The sequence below is a fragment of the Streptomyces sp. PA03-6a genome, assembly GCF_033792765.1.
Lineage (GTDB): Bacteria > Actinomycetota > Actinomycetes > Streptomycetales > Streptomycetaceae > Actinacidiphila.
The window spans coordinates 15,516-31,648 of sequence record NZ_JARAVK010000101.1; the positions used below are offsets into that span (position 1 = coordinate 15,516).

At 67.9% G+C, this 16,133-nt stretch carries 21 protein-coding genes; 3 read left to right on the forward strand and 18 right to left on the reverse strand.

Annotated features, from left to right (window positions below; genetic code table 11):
• Positions 1-7 precede the first annotated feature (7 nt).
• From PV350_RS23580 to PV350_RS23665, 18 genes are all read right to left on the reverse strand, one after another.
• Positions 8-601 carry a phage head-tail connector protein gene (locus PV350_RS23580; protein ID WP_500335901.1) on the reverse strand — a complete coding sequence of 198 codons (594 nt, stop codon included), beginning with the start codon at positions 599-601 and terminating at the stop codon, positions 8-10.
• The gene (locus tag PV350_RS23585; RefSeq protein ID WP_500335903.1) at positions 591-1,313 is read right to left on the reverse strand and encodes a peptidoglycan recognition protein family protein; all 723 of its coding nucleotides are present in this window, start codon (positions 1,311-1,313) and stop codon (positions 591-593) included. The genes PV350_RS23580 and PV350_RS23585 overlap by 11 nt, the downstream gene beginning before the upstream one ends.
• 17 nt (positions 1,314-1,330) lie before the next feature.
• Positions 1,331-1,579, reverse strand: a complete 249-nt coding sequence (locus PV350_RS23590) for a hypothetical protein (RefSeq protein ID WP_500335905.1) — start codon at positions 1,577-1,579, stop codon at positions 1,331-1,333.
• Positions 1,576-1,797: a hypothetical protein gene (locus tag PV350_RS23595; RefSeq protein WP_500335906.1), complete on the reverse strand. Its 222-nt coding sequence runs from the start codon at positions 1,795-1,797 to the stop codon at positions 1,576-1,578. Before PV350_RS23595 ends, PV350_RS23590 begins: the two co-directional genes overlap by 4 nt.
• An 81-nt stretch (positions 1,798-1,878) precedes the next feature.
• Positions 1,879-3,111 carry a phage major capsid protein gene (locus tag PV350_RS23600; RefSeq protein WP_500335908.1) on the reverse strand — a complete coding sequence of 411 codons (1,233 nt, stop codon included), beginning with the start codon at positions 3,109-3,111 and terminating at the stop codon, positions 1,879-1,881.
• Positions 3,112-3,197: 86 nt separating this feature from the next.
• Positions 3,198-3,902: an HK97 family phage prohead protease gene (locus tag PV350_RS23605; RefSeq protein WP_500335910.1), complete on the reverse strand. Its 705-nt coding sequence runs from the start codon at positions 3,900-3,902 to the stop codon at positions 3,198-3,200.
• On the reverse strand, positions 3,899-5,092 hold the full coding sequence (locus tag PV350_RS23610) for a phage portal protein (RefSeq protein WP_500335911.1): 1,194 nt from the start codon (positions 5,090-5,092) through the stop codon (positions 3,899-3,901). Before PV350_RS23610 ends, PV350_RS23605 begins: the two co-directional genes overlap by 4 nt.
• A 3-nt stretch (positions 5,093-5,095) precedes the next feature.
• Entirely contained in the window at positions 5,096-6,418 is a 1,323-nt protein-coding gene (locus tag PV350_RS23615; RefSeq protein ID WP_500335913.1) for a terminase large subunit domain-containing protein, read from the reverse strand.
• Positions 6,419-6,530: 112 nt separating this feature from the next.
• Positions 6,531-6,770 (reverse strand): hypothetical protein, encoded by a 240-nt coding sequence (locus tag PV350_RS23620; protein WP_500335915.1) that lies wholly within the window; start codon positions 6,768-6,770, stop codon positions 6,531-6,533.
• A gap of 2 nt (positions 6,771-6,772) precedes the next feature.
• A complete protein-coding gene (locus PV350_RS23625; RefSeq protein ID WP_500335917.1) occupies positions 6,773-7,066 on the reverse strand; it encodes a hypothetical protein in 294 nt (97 codons plus the stop codon).
• A 100-nt stretch (positions 7,067-7,166) separates the two neighbouring features.
• Complete coding sequence (locus tag PV350_RS23630) at positions 7,167-7,529, reverse strand: hypothetical protein (RefSeq protein ID WP_500335919.1); 363 nt, start codon at positions 7,527-7,529, stop codon at positions 7,167-7,169.
• Between the two features lie 9 nt (positions 7,530-7,538).
• A complete protein-coding gene (locus PV350_RS23635) occupies positions 7,539-8,162 on the reverse strand; it encodes a hypothetical protein (protein WP_500335920.1) in 624 nt (207 codons plus the stop codon).
• Positions 8,163-8,450: 288 nt separating this feature from the next.
• Entirely contained in the window at positions 8,451-8,951 is a 501-nt protein-coding gene (locus PV350_RS23640) for a hypothetical protein (protein WP_500335921.1), read from the reverse strand.
• Between the two features lie 495 nt (positions 8,952-9,446).
• Positions 9,447-11,252 carry a hypothetical protein gene (locus PV350_RS23645; protein WP_500335923.1) on the reverse strand — a complete coding sequence of 602 codons (1,806 nt, stop codon included), beginning with the start codon at positions 11,250-11,252 and terminating at the stop codon, positions 9,447-9,449.
• Complete coding sequence (locus PV350_RS23650) at positions 11,249-12,367, reverse strand: hypothetical protein (RefSeq protein ID WP_500335925.1); 1,119 nt, start codon at positions 12,365-12,367, stop codon at positions 11,249-11,251. The genes PV350_RS23645 and PV350_RS23650 overlap by 4 nt, the downstream gene beginning before the upstream one ends.
• 182 nt (positions 12,368-12,549) lie before the next feature.
• A complete protein-coding gene (locus tag PV350_RS23655) occupies positions 12,550-12,972 on the reverse strand; it encodes a hypothetical protein (RefSeq protein ID WP_500335927.1) in 423 nt (140 codons plus the stop codon).
• A complete protein-coding gene (locus PV350_RS23660) occupies positions 12,969-13,169 on the reverse strand; it encodes a DNA-binding protein (RefSeq protein WP_500335929.1) in 201 nt (66 codons plus the stop codon). Before PV350_RS23660 ends, PV350_RS23655 begins: the two co-directional genes overlap by 4 nt.
• Positions 13,169-13,372, reverse strand: a complete 204-nt coding sequence (locus PV350_RS23665) for a helix-turn-helix transcriptional regulator (RefSeq protein WP_500335930.1) — start codon at positions 13,370-13,372, stop codon at positions 13,169-13,171. Before PV350_RS23665 ends, PV350_RS23660 begins: the two co-directional genes overlap by 1 nt.
• A 94-nt stretch (positions 13,373-13,466) precedes the next feature.
• Here PV350_RS23665 and PV350_RS23670 point away from each other — a divergent pair, with 94 nt between their 5' ends.
• The 3 genes from PV350_RS23670 to PV350_RS23680 all read left to right on the forward strand — a co-directional run bounded on the left by PV350_RS23670 (position 13,467) and on the right by PV350_RS23680 (position 15,771).
• Positions 13,467-14,039, forward strand: a complete 573-nt coding sequence (locus tag PV350_RS23670; RefSeq protein ID WP_500335932.1) for a helix-turn-helix domain-containing protein — start codon at positions 13,467-13,469, stop codon at positions 14,037-14,039.
• Positions 14,040-14,085: 46 nt separating this feature from the next.
• Entirely contained in the window at positions 14,086-15,276 is a 1,191-nt protein-coding gene (locus PV350_RS23675) for a site-specific integrase (RefSeq protein WP_500335934.1), read from the forward strand.
• A gap of 258 nt (positions 15,277-15,534) precedes the next feature.
• Entirely contained in the window at positions 15,535-15,771 is a 237-nt protein-coding gene (locus PV350_RS23680) for a hypothetical protein (RefSeq protein ID WP_499510387.1), read from the forward strand.
• The last annotated feature ends 362 nt before the right edge of the window (positions 15,772-16,133 follow it).

Below are 16,133 nucleotides of genomic sequence, written 5' to 3' on the forward strand. Positions count from 1 at the left end.
GCCCCTCTCAGAACCCGGGGAGGATGTAGTGCTTGGTCAGCGCGTAGACATCCGGGTCGATTCGGGCCAGGCGGACGACGCCCCACTCGGCGGAGCCCATGACGCCCTCGGGGGTGTCGGCTCGCTTGTAGAGGCGGGTCGCCTGGATGAGCGTCGCCATGACGACCTCGTCGGGGACGGAGGGCCATCCCCACCGGGCGGTGACGCGGACGCGCTGCGCCCCCGATCCCCACGACCCGGAGGGCCGCAGGAGCGCCGTGACGGGGAAGCCCCGCGCGAGTGCGTTCTCCGGGGAGGTCTCGTAGTCGGTGACCGTGGTCCAGGAGCCCGCGGAGCCCGTCTCCACGATCAGGCCCGTCGCCGAGCCGATGTCATCGACAATGAGCAGTTCGCCCTCGCACGTCAGCGCGCGTCGCCCGCTGGGGTTGTACACGCGCTGGCTGGCCACGGAGTCCAGCGAGAACCGGCGCCCGGTGTCCCGGTCGATGGCCTTCGAGGCGGCTGCGATGGCCGACGTCAGGAGCTGGTCGCGCGTGGTGTCCGACACCGGGATGTTTAGGTGCTGCTTGAGCACATCGAGGGATGCGTACTCACCCGCCACGACCGGCCTCCTGGAGCTGTTTGACGGCCTTCTCCAGGGCGGCGATGCGCTGCTCCAAGGTCAGGGCCGGAGGCTTCGTGACGGGCGGCTTGGTGGGCGCCTGAGGGCTCCACGAGGCGAGGTGCTTCAGCCGCTCGGCGACCCGGGCGCGGAACTCCGCCATGTCGATCCCGGTGGGGTCCGGCTTGCCGGGCTGCCACTCCTTGTGGCCGATCACCGAGGGCGCGTGCCAGCCATGGGCCCGGCAGATCGCGGCGCCCACCCGGACCATGGCCTCGACCTGGGCGGCGGGCCAGTCCTGGCCGTCGCCACGGTTGACCACCTCGAACCCGTAGAAGCGGGCGTTGCCATCGGTGTTCGCCTCGTTGTCGACCGGGAGCTTGGACTCGGCGATGACCGCGTCGAGGACGTCGTCGTCACCGAGCCCCGCGTGATTGGCCCGGCCGTAGCCCACAAGGTGAACCTGGCCGTCGCGTGCGATGACGCCGTGGCACAGCGGACCGGGGAGGTCCGAGCGTCCGTTCCAGCACAGCGCGACCATGCCGGACTCGGTGGTGTAGGGCCCGGTGTGGTGCATCATCACGCCGTTGACGGGGCCCCACGCGCCCTTGCTGTTCCTGTTGTGGGTCTTCCATCCGGTGCGCTCGACGACCTTCACGCCCTCGGCCTTCAGCGCGGCGAGGAACTGCGCAGCAGTAAGAGGAGTTGCCACGGTCGCCCTTCCGGGGGTCAGGCGCCGAGGGCGCGCATCACGCTATCGGGCACGAATGCGCCGACCAGCGCCGCGATACCGGCGGCGGCGTAGACCTTCTTCTCCAGGGCCGAGACGCGCTCTTCCAACTTCTTCACGTCGCTGTCGGCCGAGGTGACGTTCTTGGTCAGGGCCTCGATCTGGCCCTCTAGCCGGGCGAAGCCGGTCAGCATTGCGGTGCGAAGCTTCTCCAGCTCGATGGCCAGGTCGTTGTCCGGCACGGTCACTCACGCTTCCGACCGCGTGCGGGGGCACGCTTCTCGACGGCGGAGGAGGCGTCGTTCAGGGACGCGGTCTCGACCTCATCTCCGGGCGCCGGCACCGCAAGTCCGGCCGCGCACAGCTCGGCCGCCTCGGCGTCGGGCAGGTCGACCATGTGCCCCGCCCTGGGCCACTCGGCGCCGTCGCGGGTCCCGGACACCTGGACCTTCATGCGGATCTTCATGCGACTGCCTTCCAGAGGGGAGCGGTGGTGGTGCACCGGCAGCCGGTCGGTGGCGTCCCGGCTGCCGGTGGCTGGGGTGGATCAGCTGGCCCCGCCCTGGAAAACCTTGATGCTGCCTGTGGTGTCCACCAGGTCGCCGTCTCCGCGCAGGATCGCGCGGTACGTCACGAGATCCGTGCTGAAGGCGAAGTCGTCCGAGCGCTCGAAGCGCACCGACTCGACCATGCGGACGAAGTACTGGCTGAAGTCGCCGAAGACCACGGACTTCGCGGACACGGCGGGCGCAGCCACGTTCGGGTCGGTGTACAGCGGCTTGCCGAGCAGGGTGTCCGGGGAACCGGCGGTGAGGCCCGGCTGCCAGATGTACTGGTTGGTGGTGTCCTTGAGCTTGCGCAGCGACGCGACGGTGGAGTCCTTCATCAGCCACGCGCAGGACGAGCTGTTCCGGTACGGCGCGATCACGCTGTAGTACAGGTCGATCAAGTCGTCGGCCGTGAAAGCGCCGGTCACGCCCGTGCCGCCGGTCTTGCCGACCGTGGCCGCGGTGACCACGCCGTTCGGCTGGGACGAGCCGGTGCCGGTGACCAGGTGCGCGCCGATGCCGTTGCCCAGCGCGCGGCCCGCCTGCATCGACAGGTAGCCGACCAGGTCGACACCGGTGTCGTTCAGCAGCTCGTGGGAGACCTGGAGCAGGAAGCCGTACTTGTAGGCGTCCAGGGGCACCTGGCCGAACGTCGGGTCGTTCGCCGACAGGGTGCCGGCTTCCGCGACGATCGAGGCGCTGGCGCTGTGCGCGGTGGTCTTGGGGACCTGGATCTGCTCGCCGGTCGCGGTGCGCAGCAGCGTCGGGCTGGTCTGAAGGACACCGGACACCTCGATGAGGTGCGCGACGAGCTGGTTGTAGAACGAGGTCGGGACGGTGTTCGCGCCCGCCGCAGCGGTGAGCTTGGACAGCGTGCGCAGGTCGCTGGGCGTGCCGGAGTCCGGGCGGACCTCGAAAGCGCGGGCGTTCGACTCACCCGTGAGCCACTTGCGCAGCTTGACGTTCATGTCCTGCGACTGGACGCGCTGCTCTTCCGGCTTGGCCAGCAGCGCGGCGAACGCGGCCTCGGCGTCCTTGCTGCGCTGCTCCGCCTCGACCATGCCCTTGACGCGCTGGTCGATGGCGTCGATGTCGGTGTTGATCCGCTGGTAGGTCTGCTCTTCCTCGGCGGTCAGCTCGCGCTTCTCGCTCTCGGCGGTGTCGAGCAGGGCCTTTGCCTGCTCCCACGCGTTGGCACGGCGCTCCTGGAGCGCCTTGATGAGGTGCTGCATGATGCCCTCCGGGCATGGCAAAGGCCCCCGGCGATTCGCCTGGGGGCCTGAAGGATTTGGGGGAGTTGAGGTGGAGTCGTCCTGCCTCAGAGAGCGATGCGCTTGGCTTCCAGCTCGGCGCGCATCTGCCGGAGCCGCAGCGTCAGGTGGGGGTCTCCCTGCCGGACGGTGGGCTGAGTCTTGACGTCGATGACGGCCGGCTTCGGGGCGAAGAACTTCTTCAGCTCCCCGTCCGCCGCAGCGGACCGGACCTCGGCGAGGTCGGCGCCGACCTTGTCGGCGAGCGACCGCAGGCCGGTCGAGGTGTCCGTGTACGCCGGGGTGTTCACGGGCGCCACGTCGACCAGGCGCCCGGACAGCAGGGTGCGGAGCGGGAAGCCCTGGTCGGTCATCGCCCAGTCCTCGTCGAAGGTGACGAAGGCGAACGAGGACTTCGAGACGTCGCCGCGCTGCACCAGCTCGTACACGTCGGCGCGCGTCTGAGGGACGTCGACCTGGTAGTCCAGGCCGGTGCCGTCCACCGTCAGGCGCAGCGTGCCGCCGGTCGTGGTACCGAGCAGGTAGTCATCCGAGTGGTTGTAGCGAGCCATCACGTCCGGCCAGCCGTCGCCCTCGGACTTCGCGAAGAAGCTCGGGTCGATCCGCTCGACGAACCCGCCGAGGTTCTGCGACAGGGCGTTGAACTTGGCGGCGTACCCGCCGACCCGCATGTGCGGGGCCTGTTCCTCACCGTCGGCACGGACCTCGACCAGGCCGCGCGTGAACCGGCGCTCGGTGTCCTTGGCGCTCATGCCGCGCTCCCTTCGTCGTCCCGCTCGGGGTCGGCCGGCGCGGGTGCCGGTAGTGGTTGCGGGCCGTATGCCTGGCCCTGGCCGTCCGGCAGCGGGGGCAGTTCCTCCAGCGCGCGGATCTCGTCTCGGTTGCGCCAGCCCTGGGCAAGGGCCATGCCGTGCGCGGTGTACCGGTCGAGGGTCGAGGTGCGGATCATCGCGTCGGCGTTGAACCGCATCTGGATGCGACCGGGCAGAAGGGTGGACAGCTTGGATTCGAGGAGGACCAGCCAGGGGCGGAGCGTGAAGGTGACGAAGTCGATGGACGCCATCTCGACGCTTGCGTAGGTCATCGAGCCGCCGGTCTCGCCGCCGACCTTCGAAGGCGGCACGCCGTAGATCGTGGCGATCTGCGTCGCGTTGAGCCGCAGAGTTTCGATGAACTGGCTTTCCTCGGGGCTAACTTGCAGCGCGGTGTAGTCCCAGTCCTGTCCGTAGACCAGCGGTCGCCGAAGCCTCACAGCAGACGAAAGAGCCAGCGCCGTCTGCTTGGCTTCGTCGGGATTGATCGTCCTGGCGTTGTTCTTCATCGTCGCCGGGGGAGTGCCGCCGTTGTCGAACCAGCTCTTGCCGTAGTCGACGGTGGACAGGCCCACACCGATCGTGGAGGCGAAGTGCGCAATCGGGGACAACCCGACAACCCGGCCGGGCAGGGTCACCCAGGGAATGTGGATCATGTCGGCGATGTCGACGACGCGGCCTCGCCAGTAGTAGACCGGCGCGATCGGGTTCAGCTCGTCAACCCAGACGTCGTCCGGGTTCAGCCACTCGACCATCACCGGGAAGCCGAGGCTGTCCCGCTGGGTGATCAGGCCGTAGGCGTTGCCGCGCAGGGTGAGCGAGACCATGAGCTTGCTTAGCCACTGGTACAGGTTGTCGATGGCCGCGGGCTGCCATAGCAGCGATGGAAGGTAGACGAGCGGGGTCCGGTCGGCGCCCTCGCGGCGGTAGACCTGCACGGGCAGCGAGGCGACCGATGAGGACAGCAGCCGGACGCAGGCGTACACCGGGACCAGCGACAGCGCGCGCTCGGCCGAAACCTGCTGACTGCTATACCCGCCGCTGCTCCACGGCACCGACGAGATCGCCCGCTGCTCGTTCCGGCGGGAGCGCCGGAACGGCGTCACCATCGTCCGGGAGAACCAGGACATCAGTCAGTCCTCCCACATCAAGATCGAGTCCATCACGTCGTAGTCGGTCCCGACCGTGTGGCCGTAGGCGTGGTAGCCCCACAGGGCGAGCGTCGAGGCGACCAGCGGGCTGATGTCGTCGGTGGACAGCCGGCGCTTCCAGGCCCAGGCGTTGCCGAGGTCGCGGGTCTTGGCGCCACGCACCGCGTTGTTCAGCATCGGCTGGTCGCGGTGGCGGAACCGCTGGTTGTTGACGTGGTCGAGGAACATGCCGCACCCGGTGGGAACCTGCGCCGTGGTGGGCACGACCAGGGCTCCCCGGTGCGGAGCTTCGGGATTCTTCGGGCGCTTGATGCCCGCGTTCTCCAGCTCGACGAGCAGCGTGGATATCGGGCCCGTGAGGTCGGCGACGATCATCAGTGGGTCGTGACGCTCCTTGAGCTGTGCCAGTCGCTCGACGACCCAGTTGGTTCCTTGCCGATGCTCGACCACCTCGACGTGTCCGAGGCCGTCTTCCCGCAGCGCGTACGCCGCGATGCAGGCGTGCTCCAGGCGCGGGGTGATGTCGACTGCGAAGACGATCGGCTGGCTCTTGTCACGCTTCGACTCGGTGTCGGCGAGTACTGTCCACGACTCGTCGGTGATGACCCGGTCGGCGCCGTCCGTCAGGCGCTTCTTCCAGGCGCCGAGCCGTTCGACGATGAACCGGTCACCGAGCCCGGCTGGCGACGCCTCCTCGGCGACGGTCTCCTCATTGATCAGGAACCCGAGCGAGGGGTTCGACGCGTACCAGAGGTCGCGGTCCTGCATCGCGCGGCGTATGTCGTCGGGGTCCTCGGGATCGAGGTCGGCGCCCCAGTCGAAGTGCGCGATGCGGCCTCCGCCGCGCTCGCCCTCTTCCCGCAGTCCGTAGCACCAGGCATCGGCCCGGTCCGGGGGCGTTCCGAGGTACCAGACCTGAGGGTCTTCTTGCGCGGCCAAGGTCGGCGTGATGGCGGCCACCTGCTCGGCCGTCAGCTCCTGCGCCTCGTCGTAGACGTGCTTGCCCGCCGAGAACCCTCGGCCTGATCCTCGCGACCGCGCGATGAACCGCAGTCGCGAGCCGCCCGCTTCAGGGCGCAGCTCGATGCCCTGCTCGCCGTTGGCGTTCCAGTAGCGGCGGACCAGTCGGTCGAGGTGCGGCGCCGCCTGGATGCGTGAGCGCAGCCGCAGGAATGCTTCCTGGCACGTTTTGTACTCGTGCGCGCTGTGCAGGATCAGCGGTTCCTTCGCGATGAACAGCCAGTACAGCTCCAGGGCCTCGATAACCGCGTTCTTGCCGTTCTGCCGGGGGAGCCAGAGGGACACCTTGCTGGCCGCACAGCGTCCGTCCGCTCGCTCGCCAAGTCCGATCCGCAGTACGTACTTCTGCCAGGGGGTCAGGAAGAGACCGGCGGATTCCGCTAGAGCAATCGCTTCGTCACCCGCGCTGGTGACGTACGGCGGGTGGTTCACCACCCTGGGCGTCTGCGCGCCGTGCCTGACGGACAAGTCCCAGTTCGTCGACAACGGACACCCCCTCGCCGCGGCTCACGTCGTCGAGTTCGGTCAGCACCATCCGCAGTTCGCGGACGAGGGGCGCGAGGTCCCGACCCTCAGCGGTAGCGATCTCTTGGACCAGGCGCTCGCGCATCATGGCAAGGTCATCGGCGCGGGCCATGATCACCAGTCCTCGCTGTGGTTCATCCGCTGGGGGATCGGCCGGTTGCCGCGCTCGGCGTTGCAGGCCCGGAGGCAGACTGGGCACCGGGCGTTCCCGCCGTGCGCCGGCCTCATGTCGTGGGCACTCGGCATGCGCGTCTTGTCGGCCAGCCGGGAGTACGGCACCAGGTGATCGGCCTCACGCGCTCCGGGATGGGCGCAGATGTGACAGGTGGTCCCGTAGATCGCGAACATCTCTTCGCGGGCTCGGCGGTAGCCGCGGTGCCCGAGGTCCGGGCGGGAGGGCTTTGGCATCACGCCTCCCGGAAATGCAAAACGCCGCCGGGTCAACCAGCGGCGTTCTCCTCGGACATACGTGTGCCTGGACTCATGGTACGGGTTATGGTAAGCGCTTTCAAGCTCTTTGACCTGCGGGAACGAAACAGATCTCGAACGGCTCACACCCGTGCGTCCTGGTGCCGCGTGTCTGCGACGAGAGGCCGCGGGGCTTGGCCCACGAGTGCGCGGCGCTCCGGGCCGACGCGACGGAGGTGTAGACGCCGACCCAGTTCACCAGGTGCCAACTGCCGTCGGTGTAGAGCGACCAGTCGGTGCCCTCCAAATGCCGGCGCCTGCCTTGCGCAACATGCGTAACCTCGGCGGCGTCGACCTTCGGGCGACCCGGTCGGCCGTGGTTCTCCAGGAGCCCGCGCTTGAGCCAGGCGCGGATCCGGTCGCTGCTGACGCTCGTCACCACGGAGGCGTCGCCGATCAGCATGGGGCTCGCTCATGCGGTCTCCTCCGCGTCCTCGTCCATCCATTGCTTCAGCTCAAGCCAAACGACCGGTGGATAAACGGTTTGGCACCAGTCGCACGTGAGCGCCTTGGCTCCAGGCGTGTGCCACAGCACCGCGCCGCACTTCCCCACCGGGGTGATGGCAGGGCAGACGCCCATCCGTACGCGCTTCTCGCCGGTCGGCGGATCAAGCACCGAGCGGATCGAGCGGTCCAGCTCCTCGACCTCCACGGCCAGGTCACCCACGGCGATCCACTCCTCGGAGGCCCAGCCCAGCGACGCGTCCAGGAGCGCCGCCGCGCGGCGGACGCGGCCCTCGTGGGTGCCGTGGTGCTTCGGATCGATCCAGCCGCGCGCCTCGGTGAGCGCGGACGCCCACTCGCACAGCACCGTGACGATCTCGGCGCGCAGGTCGGCGGTCGACTCGCGCAGCGGGAGCGCGGGCGTCGGCTTAATCCCGGAGAAGCGCCGGACGCCGGACACCGAGCGCGGCGCCAAGTGCTCGCCCAGGGCTACGTACGAAGACTCCGCCGTCCGCAGCGCGGAGGACAGGGTCAGGCGGCAACCGGTGCAGAGCAGGTCGGCCGTCATGGACTCGCACTTGAGGCAGCTCACGCGCCCCTCCAGGCTGGAGTAACTGTCCCTCAAGTATACGCCGTACACCTACTCTGAGCAGGCGTTTCGACAGTTCACTCGGAGCTCAAACCATGATCAACTCGGTGCTGATCGCGCGGGGGGAGAGATGTGGAAGGGAGGGCGCGGGGTCGGCATACCGCCCACCAAAAAACGAACCAGCTCGAACCCGGACAAGCTGAACCGGATAGATGGGTATCAGCAGGGCGGATCGGTCAGGCGGTTGGGGGTGGGGTTCCCTTCGGTCCCAGGGGTAGCGAGCCCGCCCCGCTAGAGGCGGTCCCCCGCAATGCCAAGGGCCGCTTGTGCCGCCTCCACGTACCGGCGTCGCAGCATGTCCAGTCTGCCGCCACGTGCTGAGGCGGGTGACATGGCGCAAGCGACCATCTCGCTGCCAGCGAGAACCACCGTCATTGGCCCCTCCAGCCTCACCCTTTGCATGGCGGCCATTACCGCTGTCCGCAGCTCGTAGCCTGTGGCACGCGGTCGCTCGGTGACCATGCCGTGGTTGGGCGGCTGTTCGTTCTCCAGTTCCTCAACGGCCATCAGAAGCCCGCTGTAGGCGCTTCGTCGGTGCTCCTCGACCCGAGCGCGCCGCTGCTCGTCCAGCGTCGCTTGGACGGTGTGCAGCAGCGCGTCGGCCTGCCGGTCCCCGGCGTGCCGCGCGGCCTCGGCTTGACGCTGGCCGGCGCTCCGTGTGAACCACCCCGTGAGGGCGCCGCCCGCCAGTGCGGACCCGGCTGCGATCAGTGCGATCCCCAACTCGCTCATGGGGGGCATTCAGTCGTGATCGTCGGGGTCGCGTCTCGGCTTCGGCGGCGTCGCCCTCGTGCGCGGGGCGGCCGTGGTGTGCGGAGCGTGACGGAGCCCGCGAGGGCGCCCCGGGATCGGCCACGGCCACCACAGCCACCAGATCTCCTACGCACTCGCCACTTTATGTAGAGAGGTCATTCCCCTGGAACACCACACGGGTACTTATGCATTGTGGTGGCCGTGGTGGCTGTAGGGGGTGAAAGTCCAGGTCAGTAACAGCCACCACGGTCCGCCGTGGTGGCTGCATGGTGGCTGATCTGGTGGCTTGGTGGCCGCGTGGTGGCCATGCCCGGAGTCTGGCAACGCTCAGTCGAACGAGTGCTCGGATTGTTCAGCTACCACCGAGCCACTACTCACTCGGCTCAGCCACCACGTGGTGGCTGAGGCAGCCACCACGCGAAGAGGCGCCCGGGGTATCCCGGGCGCCTCTTCCGTAACTCTATGTGTCTGCTGTCAGATCCCGTACGGGGTCTTCTGGACGCGGATCCCACGCACACCGACGAGCGACTGCTTCTGCGTCCCGTCGGCCCGGACGCCGTTGTTCTTGTACACCGGCTGCACACCCGGCCAGGACAGCACCTCGGCGTAGAACTGCTTGCGGTTGACGCCGTACTTCAGGTCCTCGTTCGGGTGCTGGAGCTGATGCCAGGCCACATACGACTGCCAGAGGTCCGTCACGCGGATCTCGGCCATCGGCTCCACGACCGTCATCTCCTCGCGGAACTGGTCGGCAAGGGTGGAGTTGTCCTCCTTGAACTCCTCCAGCGCCTGCTGCATCTCCCCGGTGACGATCAGCCCCCGGCCCCCCTCCTCGGAGGCCAGGTACCACTCCCGCCACCACCGGGTGAGGTGGGCGAGGACCGCGTCACCCTCCTCTGCGAGGATGCGACGGCGCAGCGTCTTGTCCTGCTCGTCCTTCGGAATCGGGATCTTGGACATCGGGTAGATCACCAACCGGCCGAGCACCTGGGGGGTCACACGGGCCCGGGGCAGCTCGTTTGTGGTGATGGCGATGGTCCAGGTGATGATGATGATCTCTTCCTGCTGGCCCAGACGGCGCACGGTGAGGGTGGCGCCGCCGGGGTTGATCAGCCGGAGCGTCTGTCCCTCGTCGAGTGTCATCTGGGCGGTGAACTCGTTGACGAGGACGAACCGGCGGCCCTTGAGGGCGTACTCGGTGGCGTCGTGCTTGTCGCCGCGTGTCTTGATCAGCAGGTTGGGCTTGGAGGAGGTGGCGAGCTGTTGGCCGAGAAGGGTCTGGATCATCTCCAGGATGACCGTCTTGCCGATGTCCGTGCCGCCCTCGAAGACCAGCATGGCCTTGTCGCCGCACTCCCCGGAGATCATGCTGCCGAGACCGCGCACGACGGCCTCGACGCGGCCCTTGGCGGTCTCCTCGGCGACCTCCCCGGGAGCGGCGCAGGCGCGCCGGAGAAGGCCGTGGAACAGCGGCGCGACCTCTTCCAGGGGCTTGTCGGCGAGGTGGGGGGTGAACGTCTGCTCGATGCGGTGGGTGAGATAGTCCTCGGGGTCGGCTTCACGCAGCTCGCCGGTCCGGACATCGAACGTCCCGTTGAGGAAGTTCAGCAGGTGGGGGTCGGCGTCCATCTGCTCGGTCTCGACGGGCTCCACGGAGGTGCGGATGAGGTCGATGATGCCCGCCCGGCCACCGGCGGACCGGTAGGTCTTGTACCAGTTGGGCCGGATCTTGATCAGCTCCTCCAAGAGCTTGATGTTGACCGTGCCGCCGTCCTCGTCGTCGCTGCCGCCGCCCTGGAGCTGGGCGCGCATCCGTGCGATGTCGAGGTCGACCAGGTTGGTGACCTTGCGGCCCAGGGTGTCGACGAGGCGGCCGAGGGTCGTTTTGCTCTTGTCGTCCTCGCGCCAGCAGCCTTCCGCATAGTGGTAGAAGCGTTCCGACTTGGCGTTCCACCGCAGCGGGTAGCCGCCGTCGGCGTCCTCGACGAACAGTTCGGCGGCACCCATCTGGTCGCCCTTGCGGGCGTACACGTCGTCGCAGGAGAGCATCGCGATACCGCGCTGGGGACCGCGCTTGCCGGCGGGCGTCTCCTCCGCCCGCTGGCCCGGCACGGAGGCCGTGGGCTGCTCACCGGAGGTGTTGGCGATCAGACGGTCCAGGATGTCAGACCCGTCCCGTGCGCTGCCTACGGCCTCCTGGAGACCCGTCAGGTACTCGCCGACTCCGTCTATACCCGACTGTGAGGCGTTGAGGGACGCGATGTCGATCGTGTCGCTCATCGTGCGACCCCCTTGTTGCGTTCGACGTTGTTGTACGCCGAGTTGATGGAGTCGAGCGCCTTGCGCTCCTCGCGGGCGTCCCACGGCTGGGCGACGACGATGATGTCCCGGATGGCCGTGTCCTGCGGCCAGCCGCCCTCGGCGTACCGGCAGGCGGCCCAGAAGAGCCGCTTGTTCCAGTTCCCGAGCTGCTGCGCAACGACGACCACGTTGAGGACGCCGTGGCGCCAGCGGTCCATCAGGGCCTCGTCGCGGACACCGAGAACGGTCCCGTGGGCACCGACGCGGTACGTCTGCTGGTGGATCGTCTTGAACTCCTCTTCGGCCCGCACCATGCGCTTGCCGCCCACGGGGTCGAGCATCTTGTTGAGGTGGATCAGCAGCTCGGTGAGGCGCTTGTGGGCGACCTTGACGGGGCGGTCGAGCAGGACGCCGTATCCCGGAGTTGGGTAGCACGCACGCCAGTTGTTCGCGAGCACGTCGACCCGGTACTCGGCCTTGTGGTGCATCGTGGAGTCGATGCGCAGCTCGGGATTCTGCTGAAGGACGATGTGCCGCCCGCCGGACTTCGTGCCCTCGATCCAGGTGTCCAGGTGCTCGTCCAGCTCGTCGCGTTCCATGCCCCAGGCGTTGGCCTCGCGATACAAATCGTCGATCCCGTGCTTGAGGATGACCGGGGCGCCGGTGACGGAGTTCTTCTTGCCCTCGATGGCGATCCACGGCTCACCGTTCGGGGAGTCGTAGACCTCCTTGACGTCGGTGTCGATGACGAACTGGTCGTCGAGCCACATCAGGTGTGCGATGTCCTTGGCCGCGCCGGGGAACCGCCCGAAGCAGCCGGTGCCGAGGCTCTTCAGGTCGCCGTTGACGGCGGCGACCGCATCCTCGTGTTCGAGACCGACCCCGCCCCACCAGAACTTCGACCAGTACAGGTCGCGGTCGGTGTAGGCCCCCCGGCTGATCAGCGTCTCGGGCTTCTCGTAGAGCGGCTTGCGCGGCTGCTCGATGCCCTTGTGGTTGATCAGCCCGGCGCGGTACACGACCATCCGGTTCCAGTCCTCGCCCCAGTGGGTGGGCGGATTGCTCGTCGCCTGTACCCGACCCGTTGACGTCAAGGTTGACGTGTCAGTGGGCCGTGCCAGAATGTCCAACGAAGCGCCTTTCTAGCTAGGCGATGCGCCCCGGGGGACTCCACATCCATAGTCCGGGGCCATCGCTTTTTGAGATGGCGTTTCCAGCGCCGCAGGGGTTCCTAGCCCCTGCGGTGCTGGCGTTTCAGGGGGAAGCCGGCGGGCCGTTACGCCGTCTCGCCGCGCTGACGGGCGAGGTACCGGCGGCGTGCCTCGGACATGCGCGCCCGCGTCTCCGGGGTGAAGGCCATGCCGACGCGGCGGTTGAACAGCCGGTGCCCGGCCTGCCTGTAGGCGAGCGTGGCGGCGGCCTCCACGGTGTGCCGGTGCGCGTACGGGAACTCGCCGATAAGCTTCGCCTTCGGGGGCTCGTCGAAGGTCTGGAGCCAGCGGGCCATCTCGGGGTTCCGCACCAAGCGGTCGACCTGGTTCCGCTGGTGCCAGTGGCGCCGCGAGCGCTCCTCGGCGCTGTCCTCGGTCGTGACACCGACGTAGACGACCTTCTCGCGCCCGTTGATGTCCGGGCGGTCGAAGAGGACGTACACCTTGGCGGTCTCGGGGGCCTCGGGGATCTTGCGGGTCTTGGTCATGACGCCTCCAGGACTGTGATGAGGGAGGCCGTGATCACTACGTGGCGACGGCCGAAGGACAAGGTCTTGACGGGTGCCTGGCCGGTCTTGATCGCCTCGTAGAGCGCGGACCGGCTGCACCCGAGGGCGGTCGCGGCCTTCGGCACCGATATGGTCGCGGGCCAGCCGCGGACCTCGTCGAGGCTGGGCGCGGCCATCAGCTCGCCTGCGCGGCGAGGGCGTCTTCGAAGCGCCGGACCTCGGCCTCGCTGTACAGCACGCGGCGACCGACCTTCACGAACTTCGGGCCGTAGCCGATGTGGCGCCAGTAGCGCACGGTTCCCGGGACGGTCCGGTACCGCTGGGCCACGTCATCAGTGGTGAGCCACGGCGTCGTGATCTCGGGCATCGTGATACTCATACCCGTGACTCCTATCTTGGGAGTGCAATAATCGATGACGGTATGATCCACCCGTTGGTTTGCGCTGTCAAATTTGGTAGGGCAGACTACTGTCATGGGAGAAAACGCGGAGGGTGGGCTGTCTCGCCCGCGTCGTGCGAACGAGCTTGGGCCTACCGGGACCCGTCTGACGGAGAACCTGAAGAGGGTTCGCGAGAGCGTCCCGATGACGACCGAGCAGCTAGCCGAACGCATGACCAGCCTCGGCCGTCCCATGCGGGCGAACACCATCACGAAGATCGAGAAGGGTCAGCGGCGAGTCGATGTCGATGACCTGGTGGCGCTCGCCCGCGCGCTACGGGTGTCCCCGGCGACGCTGCTCCTGCCTCCGACGATCCACGGCAAGATCGAGCTGACTAGTGGCGACACCGTCACGGCGTGGAGCGCGTGGTTGTGGGCGACCTCGACGTACCCCCTCGAAGTTCCGGAGGGGGACGATGGGTCGGCGTTCGCTGAGCATCAACTGCGCTCTCTCCCGCAGGGGTTCAGGCAGTTCAGGAGGGGCTGGAAGCCGGGCATCAACACCAAGTTGGGTCTCATTGCGATGCCAGACGATTACGAGGAGTTCTCCGACGAACTCCCCGACGAGGGCTACCTCGACGAGCACATCCCCGCGGGCGACGAGTAGGCCGGCGGCGCTCGTCGCCGCCCATCACGCAGAGAGGGGGTGTTACGTGGCCGATCCCATCAAGAAGGTCACGCTGTCCGGCGGCAAGGTCCGCTTTCGCTTCGTGATCGACATCGGCCGTGACGCCGATGGCAAACGGAAGCAGTTAACGGTCACCCGGGACACGCGGAAGGAGGCCGAGGCGGAGTACGCCCGGATCCAGCACGAGCGGAACTCCGGCTCGTACGTCGCGCCCAACAAGATCACCGTCAGCCAGTGGTTGGACGAGTGGCTGGAACGCAAGCTCCGGGACGTGGAGCCGACCACCATCAGGAGCTACAAGATGGCCCTGGTCCACGTGCACGAGCGCATCGGCCATATCCGCCTCCAGGAGTTGACCGAGGACCACGTCGAGGAGATGGTCGACTGGCTGCTCTCCTCAGCCCGCAGGAAGGGCGGAACGCCCGGTACGGGCCTGCGCCCGTCCACGGTCACCGGGATCCTCGTCCGCCTCCGCGAAGCGCTCGGGCGGGCGGTCGTACGGAAGTTGGTCGCCACGAACGTGGCCGAGTACGTCAAGGTGCCGAAGCAGGCCCGGAAGCAGGACCGCCGGGACAATCGCCGAGAGGCGCCGTGGAACGTGTCAGAGGTGCAGGCGTTCATCCGGGGTATCGAGAACGACCGGCTGTACGCCGTCCTGCTGCTCAGCTTGATGGGTCTCCGCCCGGCGGAGGTCTGCGGGCTGCGGTGGATCGACATCGACCTCCAGCTCGCCACGCTGGAGATCGCGAACACCCGGACCATGATCGGTAACGTGCGGATCTTGGAAAAGGACGCCAAGACAGAGGCCGGGGAACGGTTGTTGCCCCTGCCCTCCAAGCCGCTGGACGCCCTGAAGAAATTCAAGATCCGGCAGGTGGAGGAGCGCCTGTACTCGGGCGGCGGATACAACGACTCCGGCTACGTGGCGGTGGATGCCCTCGGGTGCCCGCTGAACACGCGGAAGCTCCGCGAGCACGCGTACCGAGTCATGGAACAGCTCGCTCAGCGGAAGGTCCGCCTGTACGACGCGCGACATTCCTGCCTGACCTATCTGGCGGTGAGTGGCGTCCCGGACGTGGTCCTCGCCGCGTGGGCCGGTCACACCAATGCGTCCTTCACGAAGGCGCGCTACGTCAAGCCGGACGTGGAGGCCCTGCGGACCGCCGCGTCGGTGTGGGACGGTCTTCACGGCGACGATTCGGAGGCCGCGTTGTGAGAAGTTGTGAGAGACGATCGCTAGTCGATCTTGATTTAAGCCTCTGAGCTGGAACTTCTCAGACTTCGTAGAACAGTAGCGAGATTCTACTGCGCGTCGGCGCAGGTCAGCGCCCCGCACCGGTCTATGCGCGTAGCGCCGTGGGGTGCCCGGGAGTACCCGGGGAGTACGCGGGGTGGGTCCGTTCGTCGTCGGGCCGACCACCGAGGGCCACCCGGAAGTCTTACGGCGGAGATCATCCGGCTCTACCCTTCCGCCGTGAGAACCATGCTCTGGACGGTGCTGGCCGTCGTGTCCGGCGTCATCACCCTGGCCGGCGCCACCGGCATCTTCGTGGCGAAGCACCCCCTGGACATCGCCCTCTCGTGCCTCGTCGCCATCGGCGCCGGGTCCGCGGCCCGATACGCCTGGCGGAAGGCCCAGGGCCCGCGCGACCTCCAGCGCGCCCGCCTCCCCGGCGGCAACGCCCGCCCGGGGCGGTCCCGGCGCCGCTGACGTTCGGACCTGGCACGACTGCCGGTTATCCGTCCGGCTCGGCCCGCGCGAGCTGGTGGAGATCGCGCCAGGCAGGCCCCCTGGCCGGCGGTCGACGCCAAGTTAGGTCATGCGCATGCCGTCATGGCCGAATGCGATCCAGTCGCCCGGACATGATCCCCATAGCGTTTCCCCGACCCGGATCCGCAGACGAGGGGAGGGCACATGCGCGACATCGGATGGCCGGCGAACGACATCCAGTGGGGCTCCTACGACATCAACTGCTAGGACTTGTCCGGCCGATCATGTGCGGAGCCAGATGACGAGGGCTGCTGCAGTGGCTGTGCCGAGGTAGACATAGCCGCGCTTGTCATAGCGAGTGG

Bases quoted from the DNA above. Each gene is read 5' to 3' on its own strand.
- PV350_RS23640 (WP_500335921.1), bottom strand. From the start codon at position 8,951: ATGAGCGAGTTGGGGATCGCACTGATCGCAGCCGGGTCCGCACTGGCG.
- PV350_RS23625 (WP_500335917.1), bottom strand. From the start codon at position 7,066: ATGCCAAAGCCCTCCCGCCCGGACCTCGGGCACCGCGGCTACCGCCGA.
- PV350_RS23645 (WP_500335923.1), bottom strand. From the start codon at position 11,252: ATGAGCGACACGATCGACATCGCGTCCCTCAACGCCTCACAGTCGGGT.
- PV350_RS23610 (WP_500335911.1), bottom strand. From the start codon at position 5,092: ATGTCCTGGTTCTCCCGGACGATGGTGACGCCGTTCCGGCGCTCCCGC.
- PV350_RS23665 (WP_500335930.1), bottom strand. From the start codon at position 13,372: ATGAGTATCACGATGCCCGAGATCACGACGCCGTGGCTCACCACTGAT.
- PV350_RS23655 (WP_500335927.1), bottom strand. From the start codon at position 12,972: ATGACCAAGACCCGCAAGATCCCCGAGGCCCCCGAGACCGCCAAGGTG.
- PV350_RS23620 (WP_500335915.1), bottom strand. From the start codon at position 6,770: ATGGCCCGCGCCGATGACCTTGCCATGATGCGCGAGCGCCTGGTCCAA.
- PV350_RS23605 (WP_500335910.1), bottom strand. From the start codon at position 3,902: ATGAGCGCCAAGGACACCGAGCGCCGGTTCACGCGCGGCCTGGTCGAG.
- PV350_RS23595 (WP_500335906.1), bottom strand. From the start codon at position 1,797: ATGAAGATCCGCATGAAGGTCCAGGTGTCCGGGACCCGCGACGGCGCC.
- PV350_RS23660 (WP_500335929.1), bottom strand. From the start codon at position 13,169: ATGGCCGCGCCCAGCCTCGACGAGGTCCGCGGCTGGCCCGCGACCATA.
- PV350_RS23630 (WP_500335919.1), bottom strand. From the start codon at position 7,529: ATGCTGATCGGCGACGCCTCCGTGGTGACGAGCGTCAGCAGCGACCGG.
- PV350_RS23600 (WP_500335908.1), bottom strand. From the start codon at position 3,111: ATGCAGCACCTCATCAAGGCGCTCCAGGAGCGCCGTGCCAACGCGTGG.
- PV350_RS23670 (WP_500335932.1), top strand. From the start codon at position 13,467: ATGGGAGAAAACGCGGAGGGTGGGCTGTCTCGCCCGCGTCGTGCGAAC.